General features: G+C 65.3%; 9 protein-coding genes and 1 tRNA gene. 2 read left to right on the top strand and 8 right to left on the bottom strand.

Annotation, left to right across the window (positions count from 1 at the left end; translation table 11 throughout):
- Positions 1 to 8: 8 nt before the first annotated feature.
- The 3 genes from dnaG to pyrC form a co-directional block, all read right to left on the bottom strand.
- Positions 9 to 1,247, bottom strand: coding sequence for a DNA primase DnaG (gene dnaG, locus QFX32_08045; protein ID MDI9633985.1), 1,239 nt, complete (start codon positions 1,245 to 1,247; stop codon positions 9 to 11).
- A 160-nt stretch (positions 1,248 to 1,407) separates the two neighbouring features.
- Positions 1,408 to 1,731: a DUF167 domain-containing protein gene (locus QFX32_08040; protein ID MDI9633984.1), complete on the bottom strand. Its 324-nt coding sequence runs from the start codon at positions 1,729 to 1,731 to the stop codon at positions 1,408 to 1,410.
- A gap of 163 nt (positions 1,732 to 1,894) precedes the next feature.
- Positions 1,895 to 3,202, bottom strand: a complete 1,308-nt coding sequence (gene pyrC / locus QFX32_08035) for a dihydroorotase (GenBank protein ID MDI9633983.1) — start codon at positions 3,200 to 3,202, stop codon at positions 1,895 to 1,897.
- A gap of 160 nt (positions 3,203 to 3,362) precedes the next feature.
- Between pyrC and QFX32_08030 the strand changes: the two genes are divergently transcribed.
- Positions 3,363 to 4,700 (top strand): PEGA domain-containing protein, encoded by a 1,338-nt coding sequence (locus QFX32_08030; protein MDI9633982.1) that lies wholly within the window; start codon positions 3,363 to 3,365, stop codon positions 4,698 to 4,700.
- A 25-nt stretch (positions 4,701 to 4,725) separates the two neighbouring features.
- Here QFX32_08030 and QFX32_08025 read toward each other — a convergent pair.
- The 5 genes from QFX32_08025 to QFX32_08005 all read right to left on the bottom strand — a co-directional run bounded on the left by QFX32_08025 (position 4,726) and on the right by QFX32_08005 (position 11,018).
- Positions 4,726 to 4,810, bottom strand: a tRNA-Leu gene (locus tag QFX32_08025).
- 58 nt (positions 4,811 to 4,868) lie between these two features.
- Positions 4,869 to 6,569, bottom strand: a complete 1,701-nt coding sequence (locus tag QFX32_08020; GenBank protein ID MDI9633981.1) for an AMP-binding protein — start codon at positions 6,567 to 6,569, stop codon at positions 4,869 to 4,871.
- Positions 6,570 to 6,818: 249 nt separating this feature from the next.
- Positions 6,819 to 9,509 (bottom strand): DEAD/DEAH box helicase, encoded by a 2,691-nt coding sequence (locus QFX32_08015; protein MDI9633980.1) that lies wholly within the window; start codon positions 9,507 to 9,509, stop codon positions 6,819 to 6,821.
- Complete coding sequence (locus QFX32_08010; GenBank protein ID MDI9633979.1) at positions 9,487 to 10,254, bottom strand: metallophosphoesterase; 768 nt, start codon at positions 10,252 to 10,254, stop codon at positions 9,487 to 9,489. Before QFX32_08010 ends, QFX32_08015 begins: the two co-directional genes overlap by 23 nt.
- Positions 10,251 to 11,018 (bottom strand): hypothetical protein, encoded by a 768-nt coding sequence (locus QFX32_08005; protein MDI9633978.1) that lies wholly within the window; start codon positions 11,016 to 11,018, stop codon positions 10,251 to 10,253. Before QFX32_08005 ends, QFX32_08010 begins: the two co-directional genes overlap by 4 nt.
- Before the next feature lie 356 nt (positions 11,019 to 11,374).
- Between QFX32_08005 and QFX32_08000 the strand changes: the two genes are divergently transcribed.
- Positions 11,375 to 13,807 (top strand): SBBP repeat-containing protein, encoded by a 2,433-nt coding sequence (locus QFX32_08000; GenBank protein ID MDI9633977.1) that lies wholly within the window; start codon positions 11,375 to 11,377, stop codon positions 13,805 to 13,807.
- Positions 13,808 to 13,809 lie beyond the last annotated feature (2 nt).

Genomic DNA, 13,809 nt, shown 5'->3' with positions numbered 1-13,809 from the left:
GTGAAAAATCAGGAGATTTTGATGAGCCGCATCGAGAGAGGGCGCTTGGTAATGCCCCTGTACTCCCGTGCCGCGACGTACTCGAAGCCCTTGCCCGCCATGCGGTCGAGCATCCGCTGGGTCACTTCGCCGTCGGTGACGAGACCCCGTGCATCCCCGTTCAGCTCCTCGAGCGCCCGCTCGACGTCCTCGAGCTTCACCTCCCGGAGGATGGCGTAGTCCCCGGAGAGGAATCTTGCCATGCGCTGGCCCTTCACCTCGGCGAGGTGTTCCGGGAGGGTACGGGGACCTGCCCCCGGTGTCCCGGCGTGGCGGCGCGTGCCAGTCTTCCTGCGCGTCCCGGTCTCTCCCTCCCCCTGCCCGGTCTCCTCGCGGGGCGCCGCCGGGATTGCTGCCGCGGGCTTCTCCCCTTCCTCCTCGGCGGTTTCCTCCTCTCTTAAGTACTCGGCGGGGATCTTGTTCCTGAGTGCCTTCACGATCTCCTTGCGGGAGAGGTCTTCCACGCTCTTTCCCCGCGGCGCGTACGCGACGAAGTCAATCTCTGCCACCTGGAGGAGCTCGCGGAGGATGAGGTCTCCCCCCCTGTCGCCGTCGAAGAACGCCGTCGCGGTCTTCTTCTCGCAGAGGTCGATGATCGTCTTCGGGATGCGGGATCCCTCGACCGCCACCGCGTTCTTTATCCCGTACCGCAGGAGGTTGAGGACGTCGGCCCTCCCTTCCACGACGATGATCGCGTCCGAGTCGAGCACGTTCGGCCCGGCGGGGAGCTTCTCCTCGCCCACGGACACGATCTTCTCCATCCTCATGGCCTCGCGCACCTCCTCGATCAGCTGGGTGCTGTCGATAGAACCGTCCTCGAACGCGTCCATGAGGAGTTCCTTTGCCCGGGCGACCACCTGTTTCCTCTTGCTCACCCGGATGTCCTCGATGGATTCGACGCGGACTTTCGCCGCGCAGGGGCCCACCCTGTCGATCGTCTCGAAGGATGCCGCGAGGATTGCAGTCTCGGCCCTGTCGAGGGACGAGGCTATGTATATATCGCCCTTCGTCTCTCCTTTTTTACTCGTGATCTGGACGTCTATCCGCCCGAGCCGCCCAGTCCTCTGTAAGTCACGCAGGTCGAGGTCGTCGCCGAGCAACCCTTCTGTCTGGCCAAAGATCGCCCCCACGACGTCAGGTTTCTCGACCACCCCCTCCGCCTCGAGGTGAATGTGAATCAGGTACTTCGTGGTATCGCTGGAGTACATCTACTCCTCTCCGTGGATCATGAAGTGTCACGCAACGTGTGCCATTTCGGGGTGACGCATCAGTCATGTGACAAATATATGTTGCATTTTATATGATATGAATATATTTTTTCAGAACGGCGGGAAAATTCTCAAATTGGCGCATAGAGCCGTTTGGACTTCAGCGAGGGTTACTTCGCGTGGAAACGAGGGCGAGGGCAACATCCGGGTCCACGCCCCGCACGAGGATTCTCTTGTGGGACGAGGACTGCCCCGACAGGATCCTGATACTCGCCGGTGGAACAGAGAAAAATTTCGAGAGGTACCTCACTATCTCCGCGTTCGCCCTCCCCCCTTCCGGGGGTTCCCGCACGTGGAACCCTATGCTCTTGCGCCACGCATTGTAACCCGCGGGAAAAGAGGTCTCCCGGGCACCCGGGGTCACCTCGAGGGCGATGATGGTCCCGTCCCGTGACGGGGTTATGGCATTCCTGTACTCGTCCATACGGGGAAGAGGAACGTGTCGCCCGGCATTAACGACGGCCGGTCACCGGTGGCATGCTGCCGTCCCTCCCGCGTCTGATCCCATTGCCGGGCGGTGCCTGTCGCGCGACCGGGTTGTCCCGTGGGTCATCCCCAGGCATCCCGCCAGACAGTCTCCCGGGGACCTATGGCCGCGCAGTATCGGCACCATTTCCTGTCTGTACCCCCGGCATATAACCTCTCCCATGGAACCACCGTGGCCTGCCCCTCATAAAATCCCCCCCGGCGTAGACGATGTCGCCTGCCATCACGACGACCTCCGGGAACACCGCGGGCATCCCCTCGAACGGCGTCCAGCCGGCCCTCGAGTGGAGCAGGTCCGCGCTCACCGGGGACTCGCTGCCCGGGTACACCGCGAAGTCTGCCCTGTCACCCACGGAGAAGCCTGCCGGCGGAATCCCGAGGATCCGCGCGGGATTCGTCATCGTCTTTTCCACGAGGGAAGTGATCGGGATCTTCCTCCTCCTGCAGGCCGCAAGGAAGAGCGGCACCATCGTCTCCACGCCGGGGATCCCCGCCGGCGCGTCCGAAAACGTCCGGTCCTTGTCGGCGGCCGTGTGGGGGGCGTGGTCCGAGGCGATGACGTCGATCCTGTCCCAGGCCGACCACAGTTCCTTCCGGAGCGCTTCCGGCCTGAGGGGGGGATTGACCTTCCCCCGGGCATCCCCCGGGGAGAATCCATCGATGGAGAGGAGGAGGTGGTGGGGGGTTACCTCCACCGTCGCCCCACCCGCGCTCGCCACCGCGGATGCAGAGCTCAAGTGGCAGAAGTGGAGCCTGCAGCCCGGGCCGTTCAGTTCGAGGACCCGCCGCACCGCGCGGGCCTCGCCGGCGGGTGACCTCGCGGCGTGGTGGGCGGCAAGGTCGGTGCCCGGCACACCCACCACCTCCTCGGCGTGGACCGTGCAGAGGGCGCCAAGTTCCCGGGCTGTTCGAAATACCCTGCCGAGTTCGTGGAGGGGAACGCCGTGGCCGTAGCTGGATTCCGCGGTGAATATCTCGCCGAACGCCATCGCCCCCGCGGCATAGAGGGATTCGAGGTCCACTCCCGGGACGACACCGGCGTTGACGGCGAAGTGGCAGAGCGAGGCCTCCTGCGCCTCCGCGACGCGCCGGGAGAGGACGCCGGGAGTGACGATCGGGGGGACGGTGTTCGGCTGGTCCACGACGAGCGTCACGCCCCCGGCGAGTGCACTCTTGCTCCCGCTCTCCCAGTCCTCCTTCTCCCTCTGTGCCCACCCCCTCATGTGGACGTGCATGTCGATCGCCGCGGGGAGGACCGTCCTGCCCCGGCACTCGATCCTCTCCTCCGCGGGGTACCCCTCCCCGACGTGGCAGACCCTCCCGGACCTCACGGAGATGTCCGCGACCCTCCCCCCCGGGAGGAGGACGTCGCGGAGGACGAGGTCGCACCGGCGGGACGGAGTCTCCATGACTGGAGAGATACTGTTGCCGGGATGATGAGGTTTTACATTCCCGGTCCCCCGCGTCACGCGGCCGGGGTGTCCCTCTCCCCGGCACCCGGCGGAACGGCACTTGAAAGTATTAAGAATGGTCGCCCCTCATTCTTACCCCATCAAAGAAGGTTACCGCATGGATTCAAAACGACTCGCGATTCTCGTTTCTGCCCTCGCGCTCCTCGCGGTCATGCCCGTGGCAGGAGACGAACCGGTACCGACCATCGAGACTCCCGAAATACCCGGCCCCGTCATCGGGGGGGACGTCGGCTACTTCGCCATCGATTCTGTCCCGCAGGGAGCCGAAGTCGAGCTCGACGGGACGTTCGTCGGGGAGACGCCGGTCATGGTGAAGGTCTACACGACCGCGCCACCCTCGCACACCATCTCGGTGCGTATGTACGGCTACAGGACGTGGGCCAGGAGTTACACGGGGAACCCGGGGAAGGGCGAGACGATATTCGTGACGGCGGAGCTCGAGCCCGTCGCGCAGACCGGCTCCATCCGGGTGAGCTCGTCCCCGGCCGGCGCGGTCGCCCGCCTCGACGGGGGCCAGACCCTCGTGACTCCCGGCACGTTCCAGAACGTCGTCCCCGGCACCCACACCGTGGAGATCGCGCTCGCCGGTTACTACCCGTTCAGCACCTCGGTGAACGTCACCGCGGGGGGAACCTCGAGCGTGAGCGCGTCCCTCACGCCGGTGCAAACGACGGGCTCGCTCTTCGTCTCGTCCTCGCCGTCGTCAGCCGAGGTCTACGTCGACGAGATCTACAGGGGCCACACCCCTCTCACCGTCGGGTCTCTCTCCACCGGGAGGCACGCGGTCCGCCTCCACCTCTCGGGATACCAGGACTACACGCGGGGCGTTGACATAAGTGAGGGGAGCGAGTCAGTCGTCACCGTCTCGCTCACGCCGGTCTCCCGGCCCTCGACGGGCGACATCGTCGTGACCTCCCTCCCCGACGGGGCCGCCATCTACATCGACGGGAACTACCGCGGGAGGACGACCGCGAACAATCCCTTCGACATCACGGGAGTCGCTCCCGGGTCGCACCGGGTAGTCCTCGTGAAGGCCGGCTACCGGGATTACGCCGCCGAGGTGAACGTGGCCGCGGGGAGCACGACGACGGTCTCCGCGGTTCTCTCGCCGGCCCCGGTCCCGCCGGCGAACGGCGAGATCTCCGTCGGGTCCACGCCGTCGGGAGCAGAGGTGTACCTCGACAACGCGTTCAAGGGCTTTTCCCCCGTCATCCTCCACGACGTCCCGCCGGGCTCCCACGCGGTCCTGCTCCGGATGAAGGGTTACAGCGACTTCCAGATCGCGGTGGACGTGGCCGGCGGACAGACCACGTCGGTGAGCGGGACCCTCTCGCTCCTCCCCACCCCGACCCCCACGAAGACACCGCTCTCGCCCGTCGTTGCAGCGGGAGCACTCGCCGCCGGGCTCTTCCTCGCGCGGTGGAAAAGAGATTGAAGAAATTCCCCCCTTTTTGGTGGGATGCGAGGGATGGGATTTGAACCCAAGAACCCCTTCGGGAACAGACCCTGAATCTGTCGCCTTTGACCTGGCTTGGCTACCCTCGCTCTCCAACATCTTTGGGTGGCAGGGAAAATAAAAGTGTGCGAGACCGCACGCCGGCGTTCACACCTCTTCCTCTCTCCCTGCCGACCTGTACTCGTGGCCTGATTTTCCTTTCAGTTCCCTCTCGCGCAGGACGTTCCTCTTGATCTTCCCCGAGATCGTCTTTGGCAGGTCCTCGACGAACTCGATCGCCCTCGGGTACTTGTACGGCGCCGTGATCTTCTTCACGAACTTCTGGATGTCCTTTGCGAGCTGGTCCGTGGGCTCGTAGCCCTCCTTCAGGACGATGAACGCCTTCACGATCATGCCGCGGATGACGTCCGGCGACCCCACGACCGCGGCCTCCCTCACCGCGGGGTGCTCGAGGAGGGCGGATTCCACCTCGAACGGGCCGATCCGGTAGCCAGAGCTCTTTATGACGTCGTCGTCCCTCCCGACGAACCAGAAGTACCCGTCCTCGTCCACGTACGCCTTGTCACCCGTGTAGTAGTAATCGCCCACGAAAACGGCGGAATTCGCCTCCTCGTCGTAAAGGTAGCCCTCAAAAAGCCCCACAGGCCGGCGGGGCTTCACCTTCACCGCGATCCTGCCGACCTCTCCCCTGGGGACCGGCTTGCCCTCGTCGTCGTGGAGCTCGATCTGCCACCCGGGGGCCGGCTTGCCCATGGAACCCGGTTTCACCTCCATGCAGGGGAACGTCCCGATGATGAGCACGGTCTCGGTCTGGCCATACCCCTCGTGGATGGTGAGACCCGTCCCCTCCTTCCACACCCTTATGACCTCCGGGTTGAGAGGTTCCCCCGCGCTCGTGCAGTGGCGCAGTTCCTTGAAGTCGTACTTCTTGAGGTCCGCGAGGATGAGCATGCGGTACACCGTGGGCGGGGCACAGAAGACCGTCACCTCGTACTTCTCGAGAATCGGGAGGAGCTCCGTCGCCTTGAACTTGCCCCTGATGTCGTATACGAGGATGCACGCCCCCTGGATCCACGGGCCGAAGAACTTGCCCCACGAGGACTTCGCCCACCCCGTGTCCGCGAGCGTGAAGTGGAGGTCGTTCTCCGTGAGGTCGAGCCAGAACCTGCCCGTCGTCACGTGGCCGAGGGGGAGGGCGTGCGTGTGGAGGACCATCTTAGGCTCGCCCGTTGTACCCGAGGTGAAGTACATGACGAGGGGATCCGTCGACTTCGTCCTCTCCATGCCCGCGATCGAGACGAGCGTCCGCGAGACGGGCGCGGGGTACTCCTGCTCGACGGGGTAGCTGATCCACCCCGGGAGCTCGGCGTCCACGACGAGCCGCGACTGGAGCGTCGGGCACTCGCTGCAGATCTCCTCGATCTTCCCCGAATTCTCCCTGTCGGTGATGACCATCCGAATCTTCGCCGCGTTTATCCGGTACTTGAGGTCCTTTGGGGTGAGCATCGTCGGGCAGGGGCAGAAGACCGCGCCGAGCTTGATGCAGGCGAGTGCGAATATCCACCACTCCGGGACGCGGGGAAGCATGATGATGACGCGGTCCCCCTTCACGATCCCGTACTTGAGGAGCATGTTGGCCGCGGAATTGGAGAGGTTGGAGAGCTGGCGGAACGTGAAGGTCCTCTCCTTCCCCTCCTGGTTCACCCATATCATCGCCAGCCGGTTCCGGTCCCTCTCCCCGATCTTGTCGATGACGTCGAATCCAAAATTATAGTATTCCGGCACTTCCAGCGAGAACGTATCGTAGACTTCCCGGTAGTCCCGCATGTTGTGTCCTGAAACAGCCATATGAATCAGATAATGGGGGGAGCCGATTCATTAAGGTGTCTTTTTCATCCTGGGAAACCACCCGCCCTTCCCACCATCCACGAAAATGCAACCCGTCTGCCGGCACGATCCCACGCTCCCGGCCCGGTCCCTAGATCCCCCAGAAGGTGCCCTCCCCCCCGTCCCCCACCCGGCAGGTCATCCCCGGGGGAGGGAGGTTGCCGACCGCCGCGTACCCGGGGTTTTCACGAGTGTCCCGGCCCCCCCGGCTCACCAGAACTTCCTCGTCCGGATGTAATTGCGTTCTGCCCTGATTATCTCGGCGTAGAACGCGTTTCCGTCCGCGAGCGTGGAGAGGATCCGCGAGGCATTCTCCGGTCCCACGCCCCTTGCCGCGAGCGCGATGACCGCCTTCTTCCCGCTCGAGAGGACGAGGTTTGCGTTCCGCAGCAGCCTCGCCTCCACCGCGCGGTCCTCCTCGGTCTTCGCCTTCCCGGCGATCCTCCCGATGAGCGGTTCCTCCCACGGCTTCAGGACGGCGATCAACCTCGCGTTGCACCGCGGGCACGCGGGCCGGTCGGGCACGCGGCCCACCACGGTCCTCGACTTCCAGTTCCTGCAGTTCATGCAGAAGAGGATCACCTCCTGCTGGTCGAGGCGGCGGCGGAGCGTCGCGATCACGGCCTGGTCCGCGGCGGGCGGGGGGACCGTGTCGCGGGAGGAGAAGAGACCCGCCGCCCCGATCATGCTCGGCGGCGAGATCACGACGCGGATGGCACCCTCCCGCACGAGCGAGACGATCCGGGCGGCGGAAGGGACGTCCATGTAGACCGAGAAGAGCTCGCGGTACGCCTCTTTCTGGACGACCGTCCCCTCGAACGTCTCCACGAGGCGGGAGAGGGGGATCTTCTCGTAGTCCGCGTCCGGGTCGATCGCGCCGAACTTCTTTGCCACCTGCACTATCTTCCACCGGAAGAGGGCCGTCCTCTTCATCGCGAGCTGCAGGATGACCTCGAGGTGGGACGGCTCGAGCGAGAGGAGGATCTCCCTCACGTCGGCTGCCCTCACCGCCGGCGGGAGGCGGAGGAATATGCGGTACGCATCGATCTCGATCCCGACGGTCGTCCCGAACCGCGCCGAGATGAGGATGGAGAGGACGCGCGCGAGCGCCTCATTTGCCCTGTGGCCGGCACACACGTTGCAGACGACCCCTTCCGGGACGTTCTCGAGCGTGATCAGCGTGTCGTCGGGGACGGGGGTCCGGTTCTTCTCCACCTCCTCGAGGAACTTCCTCGCGTACCCGGCCGGGCCGTCCCCGAGCATGTACGACGAGAAGTCCCTCGTCCGCCGGAGGGCACCGACCTCGCGGGCGATGGAGAAGGGGACCGGGATCTGTTCCCCTTCCCACGACGGGATCTCCCCCTTCGCCTTCCGGGCCGGCTCGACCGTGACCTGCCCGTCCCCGATGTCAAGGACCCTCCAGAGCTGTCCCTTCGTCACGAAGACGACCCCCGTGTGGATGAAACCCGCGACGAAGGACTCGTCCAGCGTCCCCACTGACCTGCGCGAGACCATGTCGAAGACAACGACCTTCCTCTCGTCCGGGATCATGGAGAGGTTCCCCGCGAGGTACCGGCGCGACCGCGCGGCCGCCCGCACAAGGTCGCCGTCGAGCCTGATCAGGCGGTGCTCCGCCATCTGGGCGCACACCTCGTCGACGAGTGATTCCGCGCCGAGGAACGGGTAGCTCCTGCAGGTGATTTCCTTCACCTTCTTCCGGGAGATCTCCCTGTACTCGACGGCGAGTGCCGCGATCTGGTTCGCGAGGACGTCGGCGGCACGCGTGTGGATGGCCACCTCCTCGATCTGGCCCGCGTGCGCCCGCCGCGCGATCACGGCCGACTCGAGCAGGTCGTCGAAAGATGTCGCGAGCACGGTCCCCCTCGAGACCGTGTCGAGCTGGTGCCCTGCCCTCCCCACGCGCTGGACCAGCCGCATCACCTCGCGCGGCGACCCGAACTGGATGACGTGCTCGATCCTCCCGATGTCGATCCCGAGTTCCATGGACGACGTCGCGATGAGGCACCGGACGTCCCCCCTCCTGAACCTCTCCTCGGCCTCCACACGCACCTCCTTCGAGAGGGACCCGTGGTGGACCTCGACGTCGCCCCTCTGGTAGAGGCAGTGGCCGAGGGCTTCCGCCGTCACCCGCGTGTTCACGAAGACGAGGGTCGAAGGGTGCCTGTCAATCGCACTGGATATCCACCTGCACTGCGACTCGAACGAGTCCCCCGCGTACTCGACGGTCACGTCGAGCCTTTCTGCGACAGGGACGGAGACGACGGAGAAATCCCTCGCGCCGCAGAGGAACTTCCCCACCTCGCCGGGGTTCCCGACGGTTGCCGAGAGACCGATGCGCTGGAACTCTCCCGCGTACTCGACGATCCTCTCGAGGGCCACGGCGAGCTGGGTTCCCCGCTTGCTCCCCGCGAGCTCGTGGATCTCGTCGACGACCACGTACCGCACCGTCGAGAGGTGCTTCCTCACTACTTTGCCCATCAGGAGTGCCTGCAGCGTCTCGGGGGTCGTGATGAGGAGGTCGGGCGGGGAGAGGGCCTGCTTCCGCCGCTCCGATGCGGGCGTGTCGCCGTGCCTGACCCCCACCGAGAGACCGAGGTTCTCGCACCACCACGAGAGGCGCGAGAGCATGTCCCTGTTGAGGGCGCGCAGCGGCGTCACGTAGAGGGCAGTGATTCCCCCGCCCTTCACGCGGAGCATCCCGTCGAAGACGGGTATCATCGCGCTCTCCGTCTTCCCCGTCCCGGTCGGGGCGATGACGAGGAGGTTCTTGCCCTCCCTCGCGAGGGGGATCGCGGCCTGCTGGATGGGGGACATCCGGGAAAAACCCCGGTCCCGGATGAGCTGCCTCACGCGCGGGTCAAGGTCCTCTGTGGGATCCATTCTCCTCCAGGAGAGAGTACGGGCCGAGGAATGTCCCGTCGGAGAGGAAAACTTCCGACGTCGAGAGGTCGATGCAGCGGGAGAGCGGGCTGATCGGGTCGCGTCCCATGGAGACGATGTCATACCCCGCGAGCTCGCAGAAGGCCGGGATGAAGAGGACCCTCGTGGGGGACTCTCCTTCCCGCCTTTCCCCCGGGAACTGGATGCATGCCTCGTCGAGTGCCGCGAGGAGGTACCCGGGTGCCCGCAACGCGCACCCCACCTCGTCCCTCACCGAGAGCATCACGTGGTGGTGCCCCGCGACGATGAGGTGCCCCCGCAGCGCCGGGTTCGGGTACGTGTGGCCGTGGAGGTACCCTGCACCGTCGAGGACGATCCCGTCGCGGGGGGCAAGTTCCCCGGGCGCGAGGAAATCCTCGATCCCGGGGTCGTGGTTCCCGGGCACCACGAGGAGGTCGACTTTCCCCCTCACTTCCTCGAAGAACTTTCTCACCTCCCTCATCTCCAGCCTCGTGGTGTAGGGGACACTGTGCTTGATGTCCCCGAGGAGGAGGAGGAGGTCTGGGCCCGCGTTCTCGATGCAGGCGAGAAGGCGGTCCATCCTCTCCCTGCTCTTGCTCCTTATGTGGATTCCCTGGCCGGAGAGCGACGCCTCGATCCCGAAGTGGAGGTCTCCCGCGACGAGGATCCTCCTCTCGTTTTCCACGACCAGTGCAGGTCCCTCCTCGATGAAGTCGAGCCTCATAAGAGCTTGAAAACTCCCTTGCTCGGCTGGTAGCACTCGTCCTCCCTGCAGAGGGTCTCGACCGCCGCGGCGACGTCCCGCGCGGAGAGCCCAAGCGCAGCGGCCCTCCTCGCGATCTCCTCGAGGGATATCCCCGTCTTGCCGCCGTGCTCCCTCATGATGGAGAGGACGATCTCCTCGGGACTGGCACTGGGCGCTCCTGCGGGACGCGGTCTCTCCACCTTCAGGAGGGCGCCCCTCACGGCCCCGAGGAGGGAGCGCAGGCGTTCGGGATCCCGGCCGTACGCATCTGCCACTGCACGGGCGACGGGATCCCCGCCGCCGGACCGGAGGGACTCCTCCAGCCTCGCGATCCTCTCGAGAGTGTCCTCTGCCGTCCGCAGGACCCAGGCGTCCCTCACGTACCGGTCGACGACCCTCGCGTCGAGGACGCGGAGGATGCAGCGGGCCGACTGCCCCGTGCCCGCGAGGACCGGCCTGCCGACCACGGAGATGAAACAGGGCGGGGCGAGGGAACAGAGGAGGGTGCACACGTCCGGAGACCGGGAATCGGCCTGCAGCGAGATCGCACCGGTCGGGTCCGCCACGCGGGCGTGGACCGTCCCGCCCCCGCACCCGTGGGCCTCGAGGAGGGCTCCCGCGAAGTAGACGAGCGAGAGGAGGGCACCTCCCGGTGTGAGCACGGGGGCCTCCGCGTGGGATGACCCCGGGGGATAGTGTATCGATGCCGAGTTGAACTCCGCGGCAAAAACCCTCTGGAACATCACGCCCTGCGGGAACAGGCGGCCAGCCGCCTCCTTTTCCCGGTCCTGTGCACATCATGTGTGCGTGCATTCCACATATCCGTATTCATCGGAGAATGGACCGCAAACGACCCGGTCCCCCCACGCGGTCTCCCCGCCGTATTTCGGGAAACGCACCGCGTGAAACGGTGGAGGAATGGTCCCGGGGGGGAGGGACTGAGGGGATCGGGGGTCGGGAAGATCCACGCGCGAACGATGAATTCCCCGGGCACATGGAACTTTTTACAGAGACGGATCGGAAAATGGAGTCAGTATCTGTCATTTTTACGCATAGATTTATATAGTGTGACTTCCTCCAGTGAGTGTACAGGGTTTATATGAGGACAGAAAGGCTCGCTTGGATCATTTTCATAGTCATTGTCATCGCATGCGGGGTCTCCGCCCTGCCCGTTCCATCCGTGGACGGCGACCCGGCCGCTGTTCCCGGGGGAGGGGGGGCACCGGGGAGCCTGCAGGCACTCCCCCTCCTCTTCGTCGAGAACGCGGGGCAGGCCGGCGACGGAACGAGATTCGTCGCCCTCACGGACGGGGGATCCCTCTCCTTTGCACCCGCGGGCGTATCGGTGAAACTCGCCGCACTGGGTGAGGGGGGACACACGGTGACGGGGCTTGGGTACCGCTTCCCCGGCGCGAATCCCTGCCCGGAGATCTCCGGTCTTGAACCCGCACAAACGACCGTGAATTTCCTCCTCGGGAATGATCCCTCCTCGTGGTACACGGGCGTGCCCGCCTACCGGGCAATCGTCTACGGGGACCTCTACCCCGGGATCGACCTCGAGTACTCCGGGACGCCCGACGGCCTGAAGAGCACGTTCCTCGTGTCCCCCGGGGCGAGGGCAGAGTCCATCGCCATCGAGTACTCGGGGATATCCGGCCTCTCCCTCGCAGAGGACGGGTCCCTCGAGATCCACACGCCCGCGGGGACGATTACCGAGTCCCCTCCCGTCTCGTACCAGGTGATTGACGGCACGACAGTCCCCGTCCGCGCGTCCTTCGCGCTCCTTGGCAGGAACAGGGTCGGCTTCTCCATCGGCCCCCACGATCCACGCCACACGCTCGTCATCGACCCCGTCATGAAGTACGGGGTCTCCCTGCGAGGTCTCGGGCTTGCGCACGGGAGGAGTGTCGCCGCGTCGCGGGACGGGTCCGCGTACGTGACGGGCGAAACCTTCGCAGGTCTCTATTCCCCGCAGGGTAAAATACTCGGTCCCCTCGGCGGCGGGACCGACATCGTCGTCGCGAAGGTCAATCCCGGCGGGACGTCCCCCGTCTACGTCGTGTACATCGGCGGGAGCGGGAACGAGACCCCGCTCGCAATCGCCATCGATCCATCCGGCGAGGCTGTCCTCACGGGAACCACGGAGTCCGTTGACTTCCCGCTCGCGGGAGCGGTCCAGGGCTACCTCGCGGGGAACACGGATGCATTCGCGCTCCGGCTCTCGCCCGACGGCTCGGACCTCCTCTTCTCCACGTACCTCGGCGGGACCGGCGCGGACTCCGGGAATGCAATAGCCCTCGACCCCACAGGGAACATCGTTATCGCCGGCGACACCTCGTCGTTCAGGATGCCCGACGTGGACCACCCGACCCACACGGAGTACCGCGGGAACCAGGATGCCTTCGTCCTCAAGTTGACAGGAGACGGGAGTGAGATTCTCTATGCAGAATACATCGGGGGGAGGCAGAAGGATTCCGGGAAAGGAGTGGCAGTCGACCGCGATGGCAATGCCTACGTGACGGGCGAGACCTTCTCGGCCGATTTCCCTGTCGCGAACGCGTACCAGTCCACCCTGGGAGGGGGGCAGTGGAGCGACGCGTTCGTCACCAAGGTGGCACCCGGTGGCGAGAGGTTCGTTTACTCGACCTACCTCGGTGGTCCCTCGATGGACGCGGCATACTCGATCGCCGTCGATTCCCAGAACCGGGCACACGTCACGGGATCGACGTTCCTCTCGGTATTCCCGGTGAAGGACGCGTTCCAGTCATCGTCCGGCGGCGCGATAGACGCCTTCTACAGTGTCCTCTCGCCCAGCGGGCGCGAACTCGCCTATTCCACATACCTCGGCGGGTTCTGCAATGACTGGGGGACCAGCGTCGTCGTGGACCAAACTGACACAGTCTTCATTGCCGGTACCACCGGGTCGATCAACTTCCCCGTCGTCGACCCGTTCCAGCCCTACCTCGGGAACTGGGACCACAAGTATACCGACGCGTTCCTCGTGAAATTCTGCCCGGGCGAGAGACGACCCGATTACGCGACGTACGTCGGGGGGAGCGGGATGGATACCGGCACCGCGGTTGCGACCGACGGCCGCGGGAACGCTTACCTCACAGGCTTTTCCGATTCGAGTGACTTCCCCTTCTCCGACCCGTACCCCCCCGCGTTCGAGCCGAAGGGTACGGGGGGGTTCCTGTTCGTCCTGAAGGACGATTCCTGCCTGCCCTGCGTCCCGCCCACCGCTGACTTCTCCGCGAACGTCACCTCGGGGTACGCACCCCTCACCATCGCGTTCGAAAGCACCGTGACGGGAACAGAGCCGTTCTCCTACTCCTGGTCCTTCGGCGACAACACCACTTCCGCGGAGAAAGACCCCACCCACACCTACACCGAGCCCGGGAATTACACGGTCTCCCTCACGGTCGCAAACGACTGCGGCGAGGATACCGAGACGAAGACCGCGTACGTCCTCGTGAGACCGCCCTGCACCCCGCCCACCGCTGACTTCTCCGCGAACGTCACCTCGGGGTAACG

Source organism: Methanolinea sp., from assembly GCA_030055515.1.
GTDB lineage: Archaea > Halobacteriota > Methanomicrobia > Methanomicrobiales > Methanospirillaceae > Methanolinea_A.
Note: the sequence above shows the minus strand (reverse complement) of the source record. Positions and strands in the feature narration are given on the sequence as shown.

Bases quoted from the DNA above. Each gene is read 5' to 3' on its own strand.
- QFX32_08020 (MDI9633981.1), bottom strand. From the start codon at position 6,569: ATGGCTGTTTCAGGACACAACATGCGGGACTACCGGGAAGTCTACGAT.
- QFX32_08005 (MDI9633978.1), bottom strand. From the start codon at position 11,018: ATGTTCCAGAGGGTTTTTGCCGCGGAGTTCAACTCGGCATCGATACAC.
- pyrC (MDI9633983.1), bottom strand. From the start codon at position 3,202: ATGGAGACTCCGTCCCGCCGGTGCGACCTCGTCCTCCGCGACGTCCTC.
- QFX32_08040 (MDI9633984.1), bottom strand. From the start codon at position 1,731: ATGGACGAGTACAGGAATGCCATAACCCCGTCACGGGACGGGACCATC.
- QFX32_08000 (MDI9633977.1), top strand. From the start codon at position 11,375: ATGAGGACAGAAAGGCTCGCTTGGATCATTTTCATAGTCATTGTCATC.
- QFX32_08015 (MDI9633980.1), bottom strand. From the start codon at position 9,509: ATGGATCCCACAGAGGACCTTGACCCGCGCGTGAGGCAGCTCATCCGG.
- dnaG (MDI9633985.1), bottom strand. From the start codon at position 1,247: ATGTACTCCAGCGATACCACGAAGTACCTGATTCACATTCACCTCGAG.
- QFX32_08010 (MDI9633979.1), bottom strand. From the start codon at position 10,254: ATGAGGCTCGACTTCATCGAGGAGGGACCTGCACTGGTCGTGGAAAAC.
- QFX32_08030 (MDI9633982.1), top strand. From the start codon at position 3,363: ATGGATTCAAAACGACTCGCGATTCTCGTTTCTGCCCTCGCGCTCCTC.